The 22041-nt window shown below is 53.1% G+C and carries 19 protein-coding genes and 2 pseudogenes; 5 read left to right on the forward strand and 16 right to left on the reverse strand.

The features are described 5' to 3' along the window. Positions 1-406 precede the first annotated feature (406 nt). Together ACHZB8_RS20815 and ACHZB8_RS20820 are read left to right on the forward strand one after the other, a co-directional pair. Positions 407-1873 carry an NAD-dependent succinate-semialdehyde dehydrogenase gene (locus ACHZB8_RS20815; protein ID WP_394706242.1) on the forward strand — a complete coding sequence of 489 codons (1467 nt, stop codon included), beginning with the start codon at positions 407-409 and terminating at the stop codon, positions 1871-1873. 318 nt (positions 1874-2191) lie between these two features. Continuing rightward, on the forward strand, positions 2192-2539 hold the full coding sequence (locus ACHZB8_RS20820; RefSeq protein WP_316863123.1) for a zinc ribbon domain-containing protein YjdM: 348 nt from the start codon (positions 2192-2194) through the stop codon (positions 2537-2539). A gap of 96 nt (positions 2540-2635) precedes the next feature. Here the strand turns inward: ACHZB8_RS20820 and ACHZB8_RS20825 are convergent, their stop codons facing one another. The 9 genes from ACHZB8_RS20825 to ACHZB8_RS20865 form a co-directional block, all read right to left on the reverse strand. Continuing rightward, positions 2636-3457 (reverse strand): SDR family oxidoreductase, encoded by an 822-nt coding sequence (locus ACHZB8_RS20825; protein ID WP_316863125.1) that lies wholly within the window; start codon positions 3455-3457, stop codon positions 2636-2638. A 571-nt stretch (positions 3458-4028) separates the two neighbouring features. Next, positions 4029-5915 (reverse strand): DUF2264 domain-containing protein, encoded by a 1887-nt coding sequence (locus ACHZB8_RS20830; protein WP_316863127.1) that lies wholly within the window; start codon positions 5913-5915, stop codon positions 4029-4031. Between the two features lie 52 nt (positions 5916-5967). Continuing rightward, positions 5968-8991 (reverse strand): glycoside hydrolase family 2 TIM barrel-domain containing protein, encoded by a 3024-nt coding sequence (locus tag ACHZB8_RS20835; protein WP_316863129.1) that lies wholly within the window; start codon positions 8989-8991, stop codon positions 5968-5970. Positions 8992-9165: 174 nt separating this feature from the next. Further along, entirely contained in the window at positions 9166-10425 is a 1260-nt protein-coding gene (locus ACHZB8_RS20840; RefSeq protein ID WP_316863131.1) for a sugar ABC transporter substrate-binding protein, read from the reverse strand. A gap of 25 nt (positions 10426-10450) precedes the next feature. Next, a complete protein-coding gene (locus tag ACHZB8_RS20845) occupies positions 10451-11179 on the reverse strand; it encodes a DUF624 domain-containing protein (protein WP_316863133.1) in 729 nt (242 codons plus the stop codon). Between the two features lie 23 nt (positions 11180-11202). Further along, complete coding sequence (locus ACHZB8_RS20850; protein WP_316863135.1) at positions 11203-12312, reverse strand: ABC transporter ATP-binding protein; 1110 nt, start codon at positions 12310-12312, stop codon at positions 11203-11205. 32 nt (positions 12313-12344) lie between these two features. Continuing rightward, a complete protein-coding gene (locus ACHZB8_RS20855) occupies positions 12345-13520 on the reverse strand; it encodes a glycoside hydrolase family 88 protein (RefSeq protein ID WP_316863388.1) in 1176 nt (391 codons plus the stop codon). Between the two features lie 4 nt (positions 13521-13524). Next, positions 13525-14361 (reverse strand): carbohydrate ABC transporter permease, encoded by an 837-nt coding sequence (locus ACHZB8_RS20860; RefSeq protein ID WP_316863137.1) that lies wholly within the window; start codon positions 14359-14361, stop codon positions 13525-13527. Between the two features lie 12 nt (positions 14362-14373). Further along, positions 14374-15315, reverse strand: coding sequence for a sugar ABC transporter permease (locus tag ACHZB8_RS20865; protein ID WP_316863138.1), 942 nt, complete (start codon positions 15313-15315; stop codon positions 14374-14376). Between the two features lie 268 nt (positions 15316-15583). On the opposite strand from ACHZB8_RS20865, the pseudogene ACHZB8_RS20870 reads away from it, so the two are divergent. Beyond that, positions 15584-17393 (forward strand): annotated as a pseudogene (locus ACHZB8_RS20870) (heparinase II/III family protein). An 18-nt stretch (positions 17394-17411) separates the two neighbouring features. On the opposite strand, the gene ACHZB8_RS20875 reads toward ACHZB8_RS20870, so the two are convergent. Further along, a complete protein-coding gene (locus ACHZB8_RS20875) occupies positions 17412-17783 on the reverse strand; it encodes a hypothetical protein (RefSeq protein ID WP_316863142.1) in 372 nt (123 codons plus the stop codon). Positions 17784-17793: 10 nt separating this feature from the next. Between ACHZB8_RS20875 and ACHZB8_RS20880 the strand changes: the two genes are divergently transcribed. Beyond that, positions 17794-18204 carry a hypothetical protein gene (locus ACHZB8_RS20880; protein ID WP_316863144.1) on the forward strand — a complete coding sequence of 137 codons (411 nt, stop codon included), beginning with the start codon at positions 17794-17796 and terminating at the stop codon, positions 18202-18204. Between the two features lie 138 nt (positions 18205-18342). Continuing rightward, positions 18343-19113: pseudogene (locus tag ACHZB8_RS20885) on the forward strand (FadR/GntR family transcriptional regulator). A gap of 74 nt (positions 19114-19187) precedes the next feature. Here ACHZB8_RS20885 and ACHZB8_RS20890 read toward each other — a convergent pair. The 6 genes from ACHZB8_RS20890 to ACHZB8_RS20915 form a co-directional block, all read right to left on the reverse strand. Beyond that, entirely contained in the window at positions 19188-19337 is a 150-nt protein-coding gene (locus ACHZB8_RS20890; protein ID WP_316863146.1) for a hypothetical protein, read from the reverse strand. 144 nt (positions 19338-19481) lie between these two features. Continuing rightward, the gene (locus ACHZB8_RS20895) at positions 19482-19616 is read right to left on the reverse strand and encodes a hypothetical protein (protein ID WP_316863147.1); all 135 of its coding nucleotides are present in this window, start codon (positions 19614-19616) and stop codon (positions 19482-19484) included. A gap of 16 nt (positions 19617-19632) precedes the next feature. Beyond that, entirely contained in the window at positions 19633-20031 is a 399-nt protein-coding gene (locus ACHZB8_RS20900) for a hypothetical protein (RefSeq protein WP_316863149.1), read from the reverse strand. Continuing rightward, entirely contained in the window at positions 19991-20122 is a 132-nt protein-coding gene (locus ACHZB8_RS20905) for a hypothetical protein (protein ID WP_394706234.1), read from the reverse strand. Before ACHZB8_RS20905 ends, ACHZB8_RS20900 begins: the two co-directional genes overlap by 41 nt. 1 nt (position 20123) lies before the next feature. Beyond that, positions 20124-20396 carry a hypothetical protein gene (locus tag ACHZB8_RS20910; protein WP_316863150.1) on the reverse strand — a complete coding sequence of 91 codons (273 nt, stop codon included), beginning with the start codon at positions 20394-20396 and terminating at the stop codon, positions 20124-20126. Positions 20397-20639: 243 nt separating this feature from the next. Next, positions 20640-21554, reverse strand: a complete 915-nt coding sequence (locus ACHZB8_RS20915; RefSeq protein ID WP_316863152.1) for a M15 family metallopeptidase — start codon at positions 21552-21554, stop codon at positions 20640-20642. Positions 21555-22041: the final 487 nt, after the last annotated feature.

Consider the following 22041-nt stretch of genomic DNA (forward strand, 5'->3'; position numbering starts at 1 on the left):
TCCGGTTCTGAGCGTTCCGAGCATGCGAGCAATGTCAAAGTGCTTCGCCAAGGATCTGATGCAGGTCTTCCTCATGACTGCAAAAGATCGGTTATACAATCGGGGCGCACTATGCGTTACCAATATATGCACTTCAAGTCAGGATTTGCCGGTTGGCAAAAGCTGATAAAAGCTGACAAAAGGCTTTCCATAAAAGTGAATATTCTTCCCGAGACTTGTCTTTAGTCAGAAGAAGTCCGTATTCCAATTCAACATCCGTCGCATTCGGATCCCTCCAAAGCATCACCCATGATCTGGTCTGTTGATCAGCTGTGCTTGCGCAGCATAGATCTTTGTCTTAGGGTTTGCCAAATTCTTGTAAAAAATCCCCCACCAATTTTTTGACAAGACCACACGCCAACAAGCGCTGACAAAAACCGGATATCTGATCATGAACATTAAAGACCAAAGCCTGCTTGAAACCCGCGCCTATATTGATGGTGAGTGGCTTGAGCTTTCGAATACATTTCCCGTTTCCAATCCAGCCACTGGCGAGGTGATCGCACATGTATCCGATTGCAACATAGACCATGTCAAACAGGCCATCGACGCAGCCTATGAGGCGCGTCACGGCTGGGCAGCCAAAACGGGCAAGGAACGCGGTGCTATCCTGCGCAAATGGTATGATCTGATGATGGAGAATGCCGATGACCTTGGCCTTATCCTGTGTCAGGAAATGGGCAAACCGCTTGCCGAAGCTATTGGCGAGATCAAATATGGGGCCTCTTTCATCGAGTGGTTCGCAGAAGAAGCGAAACGCGTTTATGGCGACACCATTCCCGGTCATCAGGCCGACAAGCGCATTCTCGTCCTCAAACAGCCCGTTGGCGTCGTGGGCTCCATCACACCATGGAATTTCCCCAATGCGATGATTGCCCGCAAGGTGGCCCCTGCTCTGGCCGCCGGTTGCACCTTCGTTGCCCGCCCTGCTGAACTGACGCCGCTGTCGGCAATCGCCATGGCCGTGCTCGCCGAGCGGGCAGGTGTTCCCAAAGGCGTCTTCAATGTCATTCCAAACAGCCACTCTGCCGCGACCGGTGAGGAGCTTTGCGCCAACCCCAAAGTGGCAAAGATCACCTTTACCGGCTCGACGCGCGTTGGTCAGATCCTGATGCGCCAATGCGCTGATACCATCAAGAAAATGAGCATGGAACTGGGTGGCAACGCCCCCTTCATTGTCTTCGATGACGCAGACATTGACGCCGCGGTTGAAGGTGCAATGATCGCCAAATATCGCAACAACGGTCAAACTTGCGTCTGCGCCAACCGCATTTATGTTCAGGAAGGCGTCTATGATGCCTTCGCCGAAAAACTGAGCAAGGCGGTATCAGCCCTCAAGTCTGGCAATGGCATGGACGAGGGTGTCACCGTCGGCCCGCTGATCAATGAAGCGGCCGTTACCAAGGTCGAAGAACATCTCAGTGACGCCATGAGCAAGGGTGCCAAAATTCTGACCGGTGGCTCCCGTCTTGGCGGCACATTCTTTGAGCCCACCGTGATCACCGATGTCCCAAGCTCGGCCAAGGTCTCAAGGGAAGAAACCTTCGGCCCGGTCGCTCCGCTCATCCGCTTCTCTACAGAAGAAGAGGTGCTTGCGCTGGCCAATGACAGCGAATTCGGCCTTGCCGGATATTTCTACGCCAACGATCTTTCCCGCGTCTGGCGCGTTGCCGAGGCCATGGAAACCGGCATGGTCGGTGTCAATACCGGCCTGATTTCGACAGAAGTCGCTCCCTTTGGCGGCATCAAGCAATCTGGCCTTGGCCGTGAAGGCTCCAAATACGGCATGGATGACTATCTCGAAATAAAATATGTCTGCATTGGCGGCATCTGATCATGACCACGGGCCCGAACCATTTGTGTTTCGGGCCCTGTCAAAGGCACTCAGTCACGCGATTACAAACGATTGCTAAATCTCTCCACTCCCTCGCCACACACATCAGCCCACCCGACAAGCGCAATGATCGCCTCGATGATGGGATGAATTGTCATCGCCCGGATGGGTCACTTTCGCCAAGCGATCAAGGAACAGTCACGCCGCCAACAAGGGATGATTGACGCTTGCACTACGGGGCAGAACATGGCAGGGACGAGCCTGACAACAACGAGCCGGGATCGGCCAATTGCATCCCGCCAAAACAGGAAGCCTCTCATGAGCGAACTACCACCTTGCCCAGAATGCGGCGGCACCTACACTTACGAAGACGGGCCCTTGCTCATTTGCCCCGAATGCGCCCACGAATGGTCTCCAAACGCAGCCCCCGCGCAAGCGGACGAAGCCGACATCATCCGTGACGCCAATGGAACACCGCTCGCTGACGGCGATACGGTAACCGTTATCAAGGACCTCAAGATCAAGGGCACCAATGATGTTGTGAAGGTCGGCACGAAGGTGAAAAATATTCGCCTGGTTGGTGGCGATCATGACATTGATTGCAAGATCCCCGGCATCGGGCCAATGGGCCTGAAATCGGAATTCATCAAAAAGGTCATCGAGTAATCGCTCCGGCGGCCCATCAGCGGACAATGAAAAAGGGCACCATTCTTGCCGATGGGTCCCTTTTCATTTATGCAAATGGCCCGACGGCCAAATGGATTACAGCATCAGGGAATGATTGAGGCCGCCATTGACGTGAAGCACTTCACCGGTCATTCCGCCAGACGCATCGCTGAGCAGAAATTCAACGCTGCTGGCAATTTCCTCTGTCGTCACAGGCCGCCGGAGGAAAGAACGGCGGCTGAGAATCGAATGCACCTTGCTGAAGTCCGGCAACACCCTCGAGGAAGGTGTGCGCAGGGATCCTGCCGATACGATATTGGCACGAATTCCCCGCTCTCCAAGTTCGGATGCCAAGATCCGGTTTGTTTGCTCGAGAGCGGCCTTGGCAACACCAATCGCATCATACCCCGGAATGACTCTCTCGCCCCCAAGATAGGAAAGCCCGACAATGGATTTGATATTGGGATTACGCTTGAGGGCCTCATTGACCACGGAAATATAGGAGTAGCAACTGTCGCTCATGGTCTGCAAAAACTCGTCCCGGCTGGTGCCAAGCAAGCCTTTTGGCGCTGTCACGCTGGACTTTGCGATACAGAAAACCAGACCCGTCACGTCATTGACATCGTCGATATCATCAAAGGAGCGGGAATAGTCGAGCTCGCGCACATCGTGACGTTGAGACATATGCATGAATTTGTCCTTGCGCCGGGTGGTCACAACCGTTTCCCAGCCGCAATCGGCCAAATGTTCAGCGATACCGAAACCAATGGATCGTCTTGAGCTGACACCGACAATCATGGCTTTGCCAGACTGATGTGGCAGTGGGCGCGGAGAATTGTCCGGAACAGGTGCAAAAAAGTTCCGTTTATCAAGAAACGCACTATATTTCAGGACCTGCCCTTGCCAACCCATTGCCATTTGACCAAATATCCCGTTCCGCAAAGATGCATCAACTGCATCACACCCAAACATTGTACAAATTCGACATATTTGCCGGTCTTGTTAGACCCGATTTGTAAAAGTGCCATGACAAATATGTAGTTCGTCACTCACTGCCTTTAAGAACGGCCTTCGATATCACGCATTTCAATCGATAATGTGACAGCTCGATAGCAAGCAACGAAATTTGAAGACGCAAATAAACCTGTTCGACACCCCCCTCTCTTGATGCCGAAATAAAAGGCATCCAAGCTTTATGTAGGGCTCACGTATCGAACAATTTCTTTCAATATAGTTGACAAGGATCAAATTGCCAACTGCCCTGATCGGCTTCAGATTTGGAAAAATCGTTACCAAACAGCAACCTAATACCTTCGCCCAAGAGATACGAAGACTTTGCTTAACCTGCCTTTATCTAAGCACTTTTTAGCAACCTATGGCGCGCAATCCATCAAGGTCCCAAATTTTGAAAGAAATTAGAACGTTTAGTTTACATAATTTGAAACAAAATTTGATCTTGGCAAATCCTTAACAGGACCGAGAATCACGCCTAACCGGGGGTGACGGTAACGAGCCCGAAAGACAGCATCAAGGCTTTCATCTTCTGAGACAGGATCAAATCTCCAATTTCATCCTGATGGCTGGGCAGACCATAAACTGCGGTGGCCAAAAAATGCCGTCCGGCTGGCAACCGGGTCACAAGACGCGGAAAAAGGGTGCGAGGGTAACGAATATTTGTATTGGGAGATGCGCGAACGATTTCCCCTTGCCGCCCAGTGCTCAAATCCACCATTGCACTGGTGGCGTCCGGCGTCCGGATCTCCACCCTGCCCGCTTCATTGACAAGGCCCTTTTGAAAGCCCGGTTCTTTCTCGCATGTGCGGTCAACCGAGAAGCCGCTTTCGGCAATCGAGACAGACGTCGTCGCAGAAATCCGGTGCAAGCGCACGTGCCATCCTTGTGAGGCAAAGTCGAGCCAGCTCTCCACCGTCAGGCGCTCGTCCGGCTGCCAAACCCCATAGACCAGATCATCCCTGATCCCGGCCTTGAGAATATGTCCGCGGGATATCCATGAAAGGTCATCAAAGGACGCCATCATGCCGCTATCAACCGCAGACCGATCCGCATAATCGGGGCTGGTCATGTCGCTCTTGACCGAAAAGGCAAAAGCGGAGGAATAGGCAAAGCGGGCATATTTGGCATCATAGGCGCGATGTTCATGCCCGTCCTGCCCGCCCATCAAAAGCACCGCGTCCCCATCTGCACGCCGCATGGCAAACCCGGCGGCGGGTGCCAGAACGACCTCTCCGTCAGACGGAGGCATCGCCTCCTCTTCAGCCTGCCAGAAGGGATGGTCCTGAGGCAAAGCCAGAACTATGAAGCTTTTGAGTGCCCAATAGGGCGAGCCAGGCGCATTGTAAGCCTCGCTCATGAAAAGATTGGGATAAACATAGCCAATGCTCATCACGCCGTCGCGCTCGGCAAAAGGCTGGTCCGACCACCAGCGCAAATGGCGCAGCAAGAGCCCCTTGATCTGCCCCCAGGGCAACACCTCTTCACCGGCAAAGGCACAACCGGCCCAGAAAGCCCCTTGCGCAAAACGATAGGTGAGTGAGCGCCCGAAAGGAATGGCCGCCCCATCATCCGCAAACCAATGCTGAAAATCCCTGGCAAAAAGCCGCGCTCTTTCCCGATAGCGCTTCGCATGCTCAGGGAACAGATCGCCCGCAAGCCCGGCCACCATCAGGCCATAGAAATGCAGCGCCATGGGCAGATAATAATCCCGCTGCTTCCATTCCCCGTCTCGATAATACCCATCACCCAGATAAAATGTCTCGATCCGGTCGAGCCCTTCCCGCACAATGGATTCAGACCATTGCCGACCAACATTGCGCAGCGCGAGATTGGTCAGAATACGGAAGAACAGCCAGTTATTGTCAGGCATCGGATGGGCGTTGATCGACAGCAGCCAATGCGCGACATTGTCCTTGGCACGATCGGTCATCGGCTCCCAAAAGCTTTCCGGAGCCAATAGAAAGGCGGTCGCAATGCCAGCCATTTCGACCATGCGCTGATCATAGGGGCCAACCTCCCCCCAATAATCGGGATGCTCTGGATCCATGCCATTGGCAAGCCCATCGATATAGCGGGAAACGTCGTCAAATCCATAGCCACCCGCCATCATCGGCACGAGCCCCCAGAGAGGGCGAACAAAGGCCTCCATCTCGGCAGCGGTTTGATCATAATGAGTGGCAGAAACGGCCAATCGCAAACGCCCGCCGCCATCGGAAAAATAGGGTTTGAGCGGTTCGTAAAATCCCAAAACCGCTCGCGCCAAATCATCCCGCGTTCTCAGCGGATTGCCAAACATCGGATTTCTTTTGACCATCTCGCGCGTTACCGGTAGACGGTCCCAGGCACTCATTTGCTTCATCATTGACTTAATCCTGACTGAATTCCTGTTTGACTTCTGCCCCGAGCTCTTCACATCAAAACCCGACCGGCGCGATGGAAAATTTCAATCTCATTGGATCTTTTGCAGACAACCGATAAGGCTCATGCACCGGGGCGCCCCAGCTGTCATCCCCGCCAACGCCCATTTGCCTCGCCGCAATTGTAACGACCGTGCGATAGACCGGAGGCAATTCCTCAGACCGAAGGGCGCTTTCAAGTTCCATCGTCCCCCAAGGCAGAACACCACATTCAAACGGATCCGCCTCGCTCGCAAAGCGCAAGCCCACTCCATCGGAATTCAGAATTTCCGCCCAGCGAACCCCCATCCTGTTGCCGCTCTCCTGCGGCACCAGATAGGCTGGGAAATTGTCCATAACACTGGTCTCGAAAATACCTAATCGCGCTCCACGCATGCGGTCGCAATAATTTTCATCCGGCCCGAGACCATAAAAACGGAACCGATCAAATTGCGCATCCATCGTGAATTGCATGCCGAAAATTGGTAAATCCGGCAGATTTTCCGCACCCGGATAGGAGGCTTCGACATGGACGAGACCATCATGGCCAACCCTGTAACACACTGTTGGCTCAACGGGCAGATTGGGCAAGGCAAAGCGATAGGAGATGATCGGCTCCCCGTCCTCCTCGCCGACCTCATACCCGACCCGTTTGTAATAGAGGCTCGCGGTCTGCCAGGGCGCAAGATCAAAGCCATGATGCCGTCCGCGATCATTGTCTACCATGGCCCGCCAGAAAGTGAGACGCGGTGGCCGCCGGATAAACTCCAACCCCCTGGCCTTGATCGACGAGATGCCACCAAAAACCATGGAAAAAAGCGATGAGAAGTCCGGAGTTTCAGCCCCGAAATTGAGATCTCCACGTGTCAGGCTCAAGGATATGGCTGCCGGAGCATCTGGCGCACCCTCAACCTGCCAGACCGTTTCACCAAAAGCCACCTCGTGCCCGGCCTCTGCCCAAAGACACGGATCTTTCAGATACAGACCTGCTTGCAATACATATTCGCCAGCCTTATCGAACTCAGGCAATTCAAGCGATACAAAAAGGCTCTCGCCAGCCGCAACATCAATGTCCTTCTTGCTCGCAAAAATCTCGTAACCGTCCCTAAGCAGGCGATAGGCGAGTTCCAACCCATCAGTGGAGACAAACAGGTTCTTGTTGCGAACTCTCACGCCCTCTTTTGAAGGCGAGAGATCAAAGGGCTGATAAAGCGCCTTGACTTCCTGCACCTTCGGCGTCAATTCGCGCCAGGCGGTGACGATACCATCGGCGCAGAATTCATAATCACTGGGCCGATCACCAAAATCGCCACCATAGGCCAGACGTCTGTCGCCCTCACGGTCTCCCACGGCGATCGCCTGATCGATATAGTCCCAAACGAAGCCCCCCTGATAGAGTTCATACTTGTCAACGAGATCGGTATATAGATGCATACCGCCACAGCTATTGCCCATGGCATGCATATATTCACACAACACAAAAGGCTTTTGTGGGTCATTCTGCAAATAGGCCTCGACATCCTGAGGCTTGGTATACATGTGGCTTTCCATATCCGAGGTCGCATCAAAACGGCGATCCCAGACAATCCCTTCATAATGAACCAGTCGCGACGGATCCCGCTCGCGATAATATTGCGCCATCAGATAGATATTTTCGCCACCATAGCTCTCGTTGCCACAGGACCAGATCAGAATCGAAGGATGGTTCTTGTCGCGCTCGAGCATGGACTTTGCCCGATCCAGCACGCACTCGCGCCATTGAGGAATGTCATTCGGCACCGTCCATTCCGGATCGCAGCGTCCGTCTTTCTGCCATGAGCCATGGGATTCAAGATTGGCCTCATCGATGACATAGAGCCCATATTCATCACACAGATCATAAAAGACCGACTGGTTCGGATAGTGGCTGGTACGCACCGCATTGATGTTGTTGCGCTTGAAGAATGTCACATCCCACAGCATCTGTTCATAGGTCACAGCCCGTCCACGCACCGCGTCGAAATCATGCCGGTTGATTCCATTGAAGATGATGCGCTTGCCATTGAGCATCATCACCTTGCCCACCATCTCGAAACGCCTGAAACCGACACGCTGAGGAACAACTTCACAGATCCCTCCTGAGCCGTCGCGCACAATGATGGTCAGCTCATAAAGATGGGGCGCTTCGGCACTCCAGAGCGCAGGCTGATCAACAGAGAGGCACAGATCCATCTTCCCAGCCGCCGGAATGGCGTCCATACTGGCGACCTGCTTTCCTTGCGCATCGCTCAATACGAGATCAACGACACCATCGGCCTCAGCCCCATCCAGCACCATATTCAGGTGCAAGGAGGCAGAGAAAAAATCATCGCCAAGATCTGTCTTCACGAACAGATCCCGCACATGCAGCTTGGGTTGCTGCTCAATCCAGACATCGCGGAAGATACCGGTGAGGCGCCAGAAATCCTGATCCTCGATCCAGCTGGCAGACGAGCGCTGGAAAACCTGAACGGCAATCCAGTTGTCGCCCTCGCGGATAATGCCTGTCACATCGAAATGGGCTGGGGTAAAACTGTCTTCGCTATAGCCAACAAATTCGCCATTGAGCCAAACGAAAAAGGCCGTCTCAACGCCATCGAATGTCAGCACCACACGCCCGGTCTGATCCCCTTTTTCAAAAGAGAAATTACGCCGATAGGAGCCAACCAGATTGGCCTCTGGCACCTGGGGTGGTCGTAGTTCCTCCACCCCGTCCCACGGATACTGGGTATTCACATATTGATGTCTGCCATACCCCTGCAACTGCATATAGCCGGGCACTTCGATCATGCCCCAACCGGCAATGTCGGACGCTTCCTCGAAAAAGGCCTCGGGGCGCGTGCTGACGGACTGGGCAAGACGAAACTGCCACTGCCCGCCAAGGCTTTGCCGAAAGCCACTCCCAGACCGCTCCCTGGCGCTTGCGGCATCAGGATAGGCAACGTGATCTGAATAGGCATCAAGACGGTTGACCGCGAAAATCTCCGGATCAGACAACCATGAAATATCAGGTTGAATCGACATGGACTATGCCTCCCTGGCTCGAAAATGTCCTCATGCAAAAAGACCCCAGCCGCAATGAGAGCTTTTTGGATGAAGGCATCGGCAGATGGAAATCGGCCGCCCGCAACAACGGGCGACCGAAGATCAATTTACAGGTAAGAGATCAGGCGAGAAACCGAATTCCTCGCAACGACCCTATTCATTGATGATGGCCTGAACGCCTTCATTCATTTCCTTGATGCCTTCTTCAATGGAAATATTGTCAGTCATGATCGCATCATGCGCACGGTTGAGAATGACTTCCATTTTGGCAGCCTTGAGGTTGACCGGCATTTCCAGATATCCCTTGACTGTTTTAAGGGCAGCCTTGGAAGTTTCATCCTGTGGGAAGCCTTCCTTGGAGGTGATGATCGAGAGAACATCGTCGGTTTTCATCGCTGGCAGAGTACCGGTAGAAGCGATTGCCTTGGCCCCTTCGGCGCTGGAGATGAAGTCGACAAATTTCAGAGCGGCTTCCTTGTGTTTGGAATTGGCGCTGACGCCAACAGAAGTGATGGTTGCAGCCGTTGTGCCCGGTTTTACGCCTTCAGGATGCGGGAAGCTTGCAATGCCCCAATCCTTGGCCAGAGATTCGCCGCTTTCCACTTTGGCGATCTGGGTGCCGATGAACCAGCTGCCCATATGCATCATGGCAATCTCACCATTGTAGAACGGGCCTGAATAGTGGGTGCTTGAGGTTTTCAGCGCTGCATAGGAACGAATGGCCTTGTCATTTTGCAGACCCAGAACCCGGTCATAGCAGACTTTCAGGAAATCATATTCGCCACCATCTAGCGAATATTTGCCATCCAGAATGCAAGGCATCTGAACGGTTGAGCGCCATGTATGGAAGTGCGCGCCATAAACCTTGTTGGCACCCATGCCGGAAGTCATTTCGCGAGCGATTTTCGCATAGTCATCCCAGGTCATGTCATTGGTTGGATAAGCATGACCCGCTTTGTCGAACAGAGCCTTGTTGTAATAAAGGATCCAGACGTCAGAGCGGAATGGCAGGCCGTAGAGACCGGAATCAACGGTCAATTCTTCAATCAAACCACCGAAATCATCGGTGTTGATGCCTGCTTCCTTGATATAAGAGCTCAGATCAAGAAGGCTGTTGGACTTGATCAGGTTTGCATAACCGGGAATGTCCTTGATCTGCACCACATCCAGATCGGAACCGCCACCGGAAAGCTGGGTCATCAGCATGGTGGAATAATCCGAGGAACCAAGGTCGGTATGGTCTACCTTGATGTCCGGATATTTTGCTTCGAAAGCATCAATTACGGGTTGGTAATAAGCGGTAGCGTCCCAGTCCCAAAGGGCCCAGTTGATCGTTACCTGATCCGCGGCCTGAGCCGCAAAAGGCATCAAGCCAGCGGTAAGGAAAAGAGCAGCTTTAGCAATTCTGTTCATGTTTGTTCCTCCAATCAAACGTGCATCAAATAGATGCAGATTCTTCCGCACCCTGACGGGAGCCAACAAGCTCGAGCATTTGAAGTGCGAAATCGGTTGCCTTGTACGCCCCGAAAACCATCGCAAGCGTTCCAAGAGAAAAATTGAGAACCACCGGCAGGAAAATCGATGCCGGGTAGAAAATGACGTGGGCCAGCCACAGCAAGGCAGCAAAGGCGATACCGGCCAGAATCGGAATCGGTTTGGCCAGCGCAGCAAGGCATGCGGACTTGAGCAACACCAGTGCGGGCAAGCAAACCTGCTTGCTCAAAATCGTGAAAAGGCAAACCGCAACCATCAGCACAAGCAGCGTCAGACAAATTGCAATGACGGCTGGGGCAACATAAACCATGTCATGCAAGCCAAGCTGGCCATAGATGAATGCCGAATAACCACAAATGCCAAGCAGAACCGCAAAAAACAGACCCCAAAGCGTCGACGCCACCGCCCGTTGCCCAAAGGCTCGCCAATAATCACGCCAGAAAAAGACAACTTCATCCTCGATCATCAGACCGCAAATTCGGCCCGCCGCAACAAGATTGGCAGGAATGGTGATCACCGGAATGCAAAGCAGCAGCATGAGCAGGTTCAGCTTGAACAGTTCCCACGGCTCCCTCAGAATGATGCTGACAAACAGCGCAAGACCGGTCTTCTTCGGCTCATCCTTGCGGACGCCCGGCCCTTCCTTCATCATCCAGTTGGTTAGCCACTGCATGGCGTTGCCCTCAAGTCAGCGTTCTAGAACAAAATCGATTTTTCGGTTTCCTTGTCGAACAAATGGGGATTGGCAAGATCACAATAGAGCGTCACCATTTCACCATCTTCAGCCTCGCAGCGTGGCGAAACACGCGCGATCAGATTGGCGCCATGGGCAACCAGATTGAGATGGATCTCGGCCCCCATCGGCTCGGCCAGCTCTACCAGCGCCGAGAAAGAACAGGTTTTGGCCGGATCGACATCATGCGGCATGGTTTCGTGGAAACTCTCGGGGCGCAGCCCCAGCACCACGGACTTGCCAACATAGGGATCAAGGCGGGCAGCCTTCTCGCCAAGCATCAGCGGAAAATCCGTATCGTGGAATTTGCCGATATACGCCTCACCCTGTTTCTCAATGGTGACATCAAGCATGTTCATCTGCGGGGCACCGATAAAGCCGGCCACGAACATGTTGATCGGGCGATCATAGAGCACCTGCGGCGTGTCGACCTGATGGATATAGCCATCCTTCATCACAACGATCCTGTCGGCCATGGTCATGGCTTCGACCTGGTCGTGGGTCACATAAATGAAGGTACTGTCAAGCTGACGATGCAGCTTTGTGATAGCCGAGCGCATGGAGCCACGTAATTTGGCATCAAGGTTTGAAAGCGGCTCATCGAGGAGAAAAACCTCAGGATTACGCACCATCGCACGCCCCAGCGCAACACGCTGGCGCTGCCCGCCGGACAAGGCCTTGGGCTTGCGGTTAAGCAGATGTTCGATATCAAGGATCTTGGCGGTTTCACGCACCTTGGCATCAATCTCGTCCTCTGGTGCCTTACGCAATTGCAGGCCAAAGGCCATATTCTTGTAGACCGTCATATGCGGATAAAGCGCATAATTCTGGAACACCATCGCGATGTCTCGATCTTTTGACGGAATGTCATTGACCAGATCGTCGCCGATATAAAGCTCGCCGGAGGAAATCTCCTCAAGCCCGGCAATCATCCGCAAGGTTGTTGATTTACCACATCCTGAAGGCCCGACCAGAATAATGAATTCCTTGTCGGCAATCTCCAGATCGATGTCGTGGACCACGGTCAGATGACCGTAGGTCTTGTTGAGTTTTTTTAGCGAAATGCCGGACATTCACATAACTCCAAATCTTGCCATCCACCGGTTCACCAGTAGGAGGACCAGTTGCGGGACAGGCGGGTCAGCGCTTCGAGATAATAATAGTCACCCCAGGAAACGCATTCATCGACGCCTTCCGGCGTGCAGGTATTGTAGGGGGATTTCTTGGAATAGGTGCCGTGCAACACCAGACCGTTCGAACGGGACGGATCACGCACCGCATAACCGCGCCAGAGACTGCCGACAAACCGGCGCGCCAGCAGGCGATAATGCTCCGCAGCCTCGCCGCCCACGATATCAGCCATTTCCAGAAGACCGCAGGCAACAATGGCCGCCGAGGAGGAGTCGCGCGGCTCATTGTCACCATCCGAGAAGATCATGTCCCAGTAGGGAACCATGTCCTCAGGCAACCCTTTGAGGAAAAAACCGAGCAGTTGATCGAACATCGCCCGATATTCGTCCCGACGGTCATAGCGATAGGACAGCGCCATGCCATAAACGCCCCAAGCCTGACCGCGAGCCCAGTTACTGTCATCCTTGTAGCCCTGACAGGTCTCACCTCTGACCGGCCCACCGGTTTCTGGGTCCATGAAGAAGGTATGATAGGTCGAGCCATCGGGACGAATGGAATTGGCAAGCGTGGTCGCTGCGTGAAGGCGCGCAATATCGGCATATTTGCTCTCGCCCGTCTCCCGGCTTGCCCAATAGAGCAACGGCAGATTGAGCAGACAATCGATGATATAGCGATAATTCTCAGGCGCCCCCATCTGCCCCCAGGCCTGGATGAACTGGCCAACTTCGTGATAGCGGGCAATCAGCTGATCAGCGGCAAGAATCGCCGCCTTGCGCCCATCTTCATCGCCGACAAGCTTCCAGGCAGCAACGCAGGTCGGGCTATAGAGAAAACCCATATCGTGGTGATCGACCTCGATTTTATTCTCGATCCGATGCAGGAAACTCTGCACCATGATTTGCGCTGCGTGACGGAAAACCGGATTACCGGTCCATTCATAGGCGAGCCACACTTCACCCGGCCAGAAGCCACAAGTCCATTGCACATTGTCACAAGCCGGATAGACATGCCCCACACTCGAATGATTTTGCATGCGATAGGTGAAGTCGGGCAAATTGCGCAGCACCTGATTTGCGGCCAGATCGCCAGCAGCCCTGATCTCATCTTCGCCAATCGGCTCGACCGAAAACTCTTTTTCAAAATCAAGCATCATATCAGCCCTTAATCCCCGTGCTCGCCACCCCTTCAACAAAGAAGCGTTGCAGAGCAAGGAACACCACAAGAACCGGAATGATCGCCACCACGGAAGCCGCCATGATCAGCCCATATTCAGCCGAATATTGCGAGATGAACATGCGAAGACCGATCTGGATGGTCTTGAGCTCTGTCTTGGTGAGATAGATCATCGGCCCGAGAAAATCGTTCCAGGCAAAAACGAAGGTAAAAATCGTCAGAGTCGACAGAGCCGGCTTGGACAATGGCAGCATGATCGTCCACCAGATCTGATATTCGCTCATGCCGTCCACCCGCGCCGCTTCGCAAAGCTCGTCCGGCACCGACATATAGAATTGCCGCATAAGAAACACCCCAAAGGCGGTAAAGGCCTGAAGGCAGATCAGGGCCCAATGGGTGTTGTAAAGGCCGATTTCGCGCATGAACAGAAACTGCGGCACCATATAGACCTGCCACGGCATCGCGATGGTCGCGATATAGCCAAGGAACAGCACGTCACGATAGGGGAAACGCAGTTTGGCAAAGGCATAGGCGGCAAAGCTCGAGGTGAACAGCTGCAACAAGGTGACGATGATCGTGATCTTGGCGGTGTTGAACACGAAGGTCAGCATCGGGATCTTGGTCCAGATATCGAGATAGTTCTCCCAGCGTGGATGCGGCGGAATCCACTGGATCGGAAATTCGAACACCTCTCGGTTCAGCTTCAGGGAAGCCGACAGCATCCAGACAAAGGGTAGCAGCATCAGAATGGTGATGGCCACGATCAACAGATAGATCAGAATGCGACTGGTCTTGATTTTCTTACCGAACAATCTCATGTCTCCGCCCTCCTAATCCATGTTTCGTGAGTAACGGAACTGGATCAGCGTCACCGCAAGAACCAGCACGAAGAGAACAAGCGCAACCATGCTGGAATAGCCAAGATCCCAGGAAATGAAGGCTTCGTTATAAATGTGATAGACCAGCACAAGGGTCGACGTACCCGGACCGCCTTGCGTGATCATGTAAACCTGATCGAACACCTTGAAGGAGTTGATCGTCAGCATGACCGAGACAAAGAACGTCGTCGGCATCAATTGCGGAACGGTCACATTCCAGAATTTCTGCCAGCTATTGGCCCCATCAAGATCCGCCGCTTCATAAAGCTCCTGATTGACCCCTTGCAACCCGGCCAGATAGATCACCATGAAATAGCCTGCCTGCTTCCAGATACCAAACAGGATGATCGTCACCATCGCCCAGTCTTTGTCCGCAGCCCAGCCGGGCAAGTCACGTGGATCAATGCCGAAGGTATAAAGCAGCATGTTGACCGGACCCATTTCCGGGTTGAACAACATGTTCCAGACCACAGCAGCCGCCACCAGCGAGGCAACATAGGGGAAGAACATCGCCGCCCGGAAGAAATCGCGCCCGAATATCTTCTTGTTCAGAAGCAACGCCAGCCCCAACGAACAAGCCATGGTGAGCGGCACTGAAAAGGCGGTATAGATGATCGTATTCCAGAAAGCGTCAATGAAGGCCTTGTCGCGGAAAAGCTTGAAAAAATTGTCAAGCCCCGCAAACTCGATCGGATTTGAACCATCCCAATGCATGAAAGCCAGCGCAAAGGCGAACAGAATGGGCCCGAGGGTAAAGATCGCAAAGCCCAGAAAATTTGGTGCAATGAATGAATAGGCCACGAGATAGGAGCGGATCTTTTGCTGCTTTTTGCTCAGAACCCGTCGCTTTGGCCGCCCGGCCGCTCCATTGAGTCTCAAGTCGCTTGTCGCCACTCCGTCCTCCCACGCAAGATCTCGGTCGATCCTGTTTATTCCCAGCAACACCCGCAAAGACAAATGCTCGCACGGGCCTCCTATTGACTGGCATAGTACCGCCAAACAAGTCATAATACAAGTACAAAGATTTTGCAGCATTTATCTTCCAATATTGCCAAACATATATTATAAGTTAAACAAATTGGCGACGAAGCCTGTGGAAAGCGGACCTGGCAAGCCATCCCTTGAAACCCACATTTGGCTTCGTCTCCGCGAGGAGGAAAAAATGTTCGTCGAATGCACAAAGGCATTGCCCGAACGGTTGCAGCCCTTTTGCCCCGCCTGGCCATTATCTGGCACAGAGGCAAAAGAGACGCTCGGCAAGCTGCCCGGACAATTCTTCAACCAATTGCTCGAAACAGCCAAAAAGCATGAAGGGGAGTGGCCCGGTCTTCCGGCCAGCCGTTATCTAGATTTCACACGAAACGGCAATCGGGAACGCTTTGAGGCGCCTTACATGCAAAGGCGGCGCATGCTCAATGCCTATGCGATGGCAGAGCTGGTTTCAGACAAGACGACATATCTCGATTCAATTATCGATGGCACGATGCTTTTGTGCGAGGAAAGCGGCTGGCAGTTACCGGCGCACAACAGTTACATCAGAGATACCGCCTGCGCCCCCCTGCCGGATCCCGACCGTCCGGTAATCGACCTGTTTGCCGCGGAAACCGGTGCCCAGCTGGCAATGCTGCTTCATCTTTTCGGCAAGCAATTTGATGACATCAGCCCGTTGATCAAGGGCCGCATACGTTCCGAGCTGCAAAAGCGCATCATAGAACCCTATCTCAACGAGCATTTCTGGTGGATGGGCAATGGCGACGAACCGATGTGCAACTGGACCGCCTGGTGCACGCAAAATATCCTTCTCACCAGTTTTCTCATACCACTTGAGGAAGACACCAGACGCACCATCATGACCAAGGCCGCCTACAGCCTGGACTGTTTTCTCAAGGATTATGGCCAAGACGGTGCCTGCGAGGAGGGTGTTCTATATTATCGCCACGCCGGGCTTTGCCTGTTCAATGCGCTCAACATCCTCACTCAGGTCGCCCCCGATGCCTTCTCATCCCTTTGGAACGAGCCCAAAATCCGCAATATCGCCGAATTTATCGTGCATATGCATGTCGAAGATGAGCGCTATTTCAATTTTGCCGACGCCCCGGCCAAAGCCGGCCATTGCGGCGCAAGGGAATATCTGTTCGGCAAGGCCATCAGGTCCGACATCCTGAGCACCTTCGCCCTGTTTGACTGGCAACAGGATCCATGCGCGGATCTGCCCGATGAAATCAATCTTTTCTATCGCTACCAGACTGCCTGCGCCCTTGCCAATCTCAGCCCAGACGCAGCGAAGCAAAGCACCAGACCTTCTATCCCGGACCATTTCTATCAAAGCATCGGACTGCTCACTGCACGGGATGATCATTTCACCCTCGCAGCGAAAGCCGGAGACAATGGCGACAGCCACAATCACAATGACGTGGGCAGCGTCACACTTTACAAGGACGGCAAGCCTGTCCTGATTGATCTGGGCGTCGAAACCTACACCGCCAAGACCTTCTCGCCGCGCCGCTATGAAATCTGGACCATGCAGTCCGGTTATCACAATCTGCCAAGCTTTGAAGGGGTCGATCAGCAAGACGGCCTGAGATTTGCTGCAAGAGATGTGACAGCTCAACTGACCGACGATCTTGCCTCACTATCCATGGAGCTTGCAGGTGCCTATCCCACGCATGCGGGCGTTGAAAGCTATCATCGGACAGTGTCTCTGATCAAGGGGCAACATATTGAAATACTTGACCAGTTTAAGGGCGACAAACGCCCGACCCTGTCTTTGATGCTGGCCATCGAACCTCAAATCAAGGGCAACCTGATCATTCTTGATGACGTTTGCAACACTTGGCTTCGAAGGCGCCGGATCGCCAACCCTTGAGACCATTACCATTGAAGATCAGCGACTGCGATCATCCTGGCCGAACCAGCTTTATCGCCTGTTGCTTCCGCTCGCTTCTTCAACCTTCCGTCTCACAATAAGCTGAAGAGGGACATAATGACCATCACCCTATCCATTCTGGACCAACATGGAGAAACCCGTGCCAGGGCAAGCGGGGAAACCAGCGTTTTTCTTTGCCATGACCTGAGCTATCAGGATGGCGACCTTGTTCTGCTGCAATCCGATCAAAAGGGTGTTTTTTCTGGAGCTTTGCCTCGACAACAGCCTTTCCAGCGCAAGGCTGTTCCTGCCAGAAGGGCGCTTTGCCTTCCCGATCCCGTCCGAGCAGCAAAAAGAAGCCTATCCGCCTTTTGCTTTCAAGGGAAACCAGCACCGCCTGATGGCTCGCCTCGAACCCGAAAGCGCCAGAAAAAACCATCGCAATCTTGCGGTCAATCCCTATGATCGCGGCGACAATGAGGAAGCCTTCCCTCATGTGACAGCCAATGTTGAAAACCCGTGGCGAAGCCGCCTTTGCGGCCCGCAACGTCATCGATGGCGAAATTGCCAACACAAATCACGGTTTCTGGCCCTATACAAGTTGGGGAATAAATTGCGATCCGAATGCGGCACTTACTCTCAACTTTGGTCGTATGGTCTGTGTGAAACAAATCGTCATTTTCACGCGCGCAGACTTTCCGCACGACGCCTGGTGGCAAAGTGCTCGCATCACATTGAGCGATGGCTGGAGCACAACAATGTCCCTCAAAAAACAAAGTGAGGGGCAACTCATTGAAATTGAACCTCATTTTACGACGAGCGTTCACCTTGACCAACTCGTCAAGGCAGAGGACCCCTCCCCGTTCCCGGCTCTTAGCCAACTGGAAGTCTGGGGGTGCGACGACATCACATGCTGAGCAACACGCACAGCAAAACAGCATTCTTATATTGCAATCGTCACGATCTTATCATACAAGTGAATTGGCAAGACGCTGGAACTTCTTGATTTTGGGGAAGCCATCCAAATTCACCAGACAACTTTGACGGCACAAAGAATGACGCAGGATCAACAAGTCAAGAGCCCAAGACAGTCCCGAGGGAATCTTGTTTCGCGCGTCGGTGATGCCGTTCGCAATGATATCCTGCAAGGAAGTTACCCGCCGGGCAGCAAGGCTTCCCAGCGAAGCGCAACTGACCCGAGCCTTTGGCGTATCCCGCACTGTCATCAGGGAAGCCATTGCAGCCCTGCGCTCAGATGGACTGGTTGAAGCCAAACAGGGTGCCGGCGTCTTTGTTCTTGATCCGATCAACTTCACCTTCCAGCGCAACAGACAAACCGTAGACAAGGAACGCCTTTTCTCGTCTCTCGAAATTCTGGAAGCCAGAACCCCTCTGGAAATCGAAGCCGCCGGTCTTGCCGCCTTACGCCGCTCTCCTGCACAGGAAGAAGAGATTTTCGAAAAACACGCAGCCGTGATCGCCTGCGTCAATGACGGTCAACATTGGAGCGATGCCGACATCGCGCTTCATATTGCCATTGCCAAGGCAACCAACAATCCACTCTTTGCACTTTCCTTGAAATGCAAGGCAATGCCGCCATTCCACAAACCGGCATGGAAACCCAGGTCGAGGATAACGACGAGGTGGATTATCGCAATCTGCTCATCAAGGAGCATGAACGCATCGTCATGGCCATTTCAAACGGCGACGAGGCCGGTGCTCGAGAGGCCATGCGGGACCATCTGAAAGGGTCGCAACAACGCCACCGAAATCTCCTTCGCAGCGAACGTATGCGGGTCACGGCAAAACTGCGCCGCCAGGGCTGAGACCGCGCAAGCTACACAGATCAGCATATCCGACGGCTCGCACTTGCTAGCCATCTCGTCTGGTGCCTCAAACCTCATTCCAGCTTTCCGCAAAAGCTGACAAGGTCCACATCCCTTTGATAATCGACCCCTTCGAGACCGAAGCCGTTGAGCTTCAGAAAATCGGCCTTGAAGCCATCATAGTCGCCCAGTTGACGGAAATTGTCCGGAGTCATCTCCTTCACGATTGCCGCCCACTTTTTCCTGTATGTCCGGCCTCAGTTCCCGGTCATCGATCCGTACAAGGCGCTTTTCATCAACAGGGATCCGGCCATCAGCCCGATAGAGGCATTCGCAATAGAGTCGATGCATCTGTTCGATGCACCCCCTCATGCAGCCCCATCTCCTTCATCACCTTGAACAAACGCCAGAAGATAGGGCGACAGACCGGGAATGAAAACACTGGCCTTGGTCACCAAAGCCTTGCAAACGGCCACATGAGCCTTGCCGTCAATCTCGCCCATCTCCTCTTGCAAGCGATCAGCAGTCCGGTGCAAATCCTGTTTGGGCGCGCCCAAGCGTTCCGTCCGTATAAATCGGACGCGTCAAGTCCGGACCAAGATAGGAATAGGCCACGGTCTGACAGCCCTTGGCCAAAAGCCCCTCCCCCTTGAGAAACAGGATCCAGTCCTGCCAGTCACCGCCTCCCATGACAGCAACGGTATCGGCAATTTCCTGATCGGTTGCAGGCTCAATACAAGCGGCCTCAAGACCATCCGTCTCAAGATTGACACTGTAGCCGCAAAAAGACTCGCCAACCGGCTTGATCACAGATCTGATCATCGAGCCAGTCTCGCTGTCTGGCCTGACGCCTGTTGCCAGCGAATAGACAACCAGATCAACGGCCCCACCAAATTCCATCCCTGATATAATCAGCAAGAGACCGCCGCATCTGAAGAGAAAAGGCATCCCCGATAAAATTTTTGGCAATCAGCCCTTCGCTCTCAGCCCGCTCTTTGTAGCTGCGCATATTATACCAACCCGCCGTGCCAACGCCCTTTTCCGAAGGCCCCCGCTCGAAGGGCCACTCCGATGGTATCCGCCTTTGGCCCACCGAATCCGAGACAGATCCGTGACGCAAGACCGAAGCCCGAGGAGGCACCCAGAATCAGGACCTTTTGGGGGCCGTTGGAAATCTCTTTTGCATGCTGGACAAAGTCGATCTGATCCGCCACAGCCTTGTCACATCCAAAGGGATGGCAGGACTTGGCGACCTGACCTTTGATAATCGGTTGAATAATCATTTATAACTCAATTTGAATATGGACCGGCGCGAAAGGGCAATCAGACGGGATCTGCATCCATCACGCAGGGCAAGCCGTAAAAGGCCTGAAAAGACGGCGGCCCGAGTTGCAAAGCATGCAACATAGGCTTGAGCCAATCGATATAGTCAGGAAAGACAAAAAGCAAGGCGGGCAGGGTTTCAGATCCCCGGCCCTTTAGGTGAGGTTCAATTGACGAGACGCGAATAGAGTATGAGTTCAGGCCTATACTCGAAATGCATGCCATCGAAAATTGTTCCATTTTCCGCCCCAGATGAAACCACGACGCTCCATTGCCATCACCAGCGCTTGCGGGATCTCATTGGCATAGCGACCGACCTTTCCTTCCTTGGCTCCGGTCCACTTCCAGTATTTGCCGAGCTGGGTATTCACATCAATAGCGGTTCCGAAACTGTGGCTGCTGAGCCGATTGGTGCCGGAAATCAGACGCCAGTTGAAGCTGCCTCCCACCTTGGTAAAAAACCGGTCCATGCTTTTGCCATGGCTGGCAATTTCCTCAAGTGCCGCTTTCAGCTGAATATGCATGCAGTATTTGCGGGTAACAAGAAAAGAGGCGGATTGGCTCTGTCCGCGATAGATGACCTTGGCCAGACTCTTGCGCGCTTCAGACCTGCTACCGAAATAAAGCTCGCGGAAAAAAGCTTCATTTCTCACTCGTCCCGGATCAAAGAAGGACTGCTTGCGCTCCTCAAGAGAAAAAGCAAGCGGATAGAGATAGGTGAATTGATCCCCGATGGTTGCACCATCCATGAGCGCTTTGCCACTCACACCCACCCGCGCAGGCAAAAAGGCCAGGCTTGCTCCAGACGGCAGACTGATCACACCTTTTGCAAAATCCGCATCAAGCCCCGAATAAGACATTTCAAGAGCGCGCTCAATGGGATCTCCCGACCCTGAAAGCTTCATTGTCAGAAAATCTCTTGCTGCCCCGCATTCCTCAGCGCGTGACCAAAAGGGCACGGCAACAAACGAGATACCCAAAAACAGAATCGATAAAGCCCTTAGCGGGGCGAGTGCCTTGCCATCCTTCCCCATCCCGATGCCTCCTGAGATGCCATCAACCATCAGGCAGCATTGTCCCATCGAGCCGACAAAAGGGCCATAGGACAAATATAGCAATCACCTCACCGCCCACCCCAAGACAATCGGATGGTGCATCAGCAGCCGCGAAATATGCACATATTCACTTTTCACGATGCGGCATTTTGTAGCAGGATCAAACCGTAATACTTTTCGTTGAGAGACTGGGATCCAATTTTACGGAAATCTCGCCCTTGAAATGCTCAAATATTTGGCATGACTAAAAATACAGCATAACCCACTGAGCCGACGAAGAATTGTTTGCAACAACTCAAAGCATTCAAACAGACCTGCACAAAAAGGTACCAGACCACTGCTGAAAAATTCGCCATACGTATTATAAAAATCAATGAGTTATAACAAAATTTGATTGGTCAAAAACGATCAGTTTTGTAATCAATATTCATTTGACGCACCCCGGCAGCAAGTGACCTAATTTCTCTGTACTTGGTTGAATTGATAAAAACACGCCCGGAAAACAGGCATTTTCGCAAGCAGAGCGAGGTTCAAAAATGAAAATGGATAA

The sequence above is a fragment of the uncultured Cohaesibacter sp. genome (assembly GCF_963556055.3).
Lineage (GTDB): Bacteria > Pseudomonadota > Alphaproteobacteria > Rhizobiales > Cohaesibacteraceae > Cohaesibacter.

Bases quoted from the DNA above. Each gene is read 5' to 3' on its own strand.
- ACHZB8_RS20820 (WP_316863123.1), top strand. From the start codon at position 2,192: ATGAGCGAACTACCACCTTGCCCAGAATGCGGCGGCACCTACACTTAC.
- ACHZB8_RS20825 (WP_316863125.1), bottom strand. From the start codon at position 3,457: ATGGCAATGGGTTGGCAAGGGCAGGTCCTGAAATATAGTGCGTTTCTT.
- ACHZB8_RS20830 (WP_316863127.1), bottom strand. From the start codon at position 5,915: ATGATGAAGCAAATGAGTGCCTGGGACCGTCTACCGGTAACGCGCGAG.
- ACHZB8_RS20835 (WP_316863129.1), bottom strand. From the start codon at position 8,991: ATGTCGATTCAACCTGATATTTCATGGTTGTCTGATCCGGAGATTTTC.
- ACHZB8_RS20840 (WP_316863131.1), bottom strand. From the start codon at position 10,425: ATGAACAGAATTGCTAAAGCTGCTCTTTTCCTTACCGCTGGCTTGATG.
- ACHZB8_RS20845 (WP_316863133.1), bottom strand. From the start codon at position 11,179: ATGCAGTGGCTAACCAACTGGATGATGAAGGAAGGGCCGGGCGTCCGC.
- ACHZB8_RS20850 (WP_316863135.1), bottom strand. From the start codon at position 12,312: ATGTCCGGCATTTCGCTAAAAAAACTCAACAAGACCTACGGTCATCTG.
- ACHZB8_RS20855 (WP_316863388.1), bottom strand. From the start codon at position 13,520: ATGCTTGATTTTGAAAAAGAGTTTTCGGTCGAGCCGATTGGCGAAGAT.
- ACHZB8_RS20860 (WP_316863137.1), bottom strand. From the start codon at position 14,361: ATGAGATTGTTCGGTAAGAAAATCAAGACCAGTCGCATTCTGATCTAT.
- ACHZB8_RS20875 (WP_316863142.1), bottom strand. From the start codon at position 17,783: ATGAGGGAAGGCTTCCTCATTGTCGCCGCGATCATAGGGATTGACCGC.
- ACHZB8_RS20880 (WP_316863144.1), top strand. From the start codon at position 17,794: ATGTTGAAAACCCGTGGCGAAGCCGCCTTTGCGGCCCGCAACGTCATC.
- ACHZB8_RS20895 (WP_316863147.1), bottom strand. From the start codon at position 19,616: ATGGGCGAGATTGACGGCAAGGCTCATGTGGCCGTTTGCAAGGCTTTG.
- ACHZB8_RS20905 (WP_394706234.1), bottom strand. From the start codon at position 20,122: ATGCGCAGCTACAAAGAGCGGGCTGAGAGCGAAGGGCTGATTGCCAAA.
- ACHZB8_RS20910 (WP_316863150.1), bottom strand. From the start codon at position 20,396: ATGATTATTCAACCGATTATCAAAGGTCAGGTCGCCAAGTCCTGCCAT.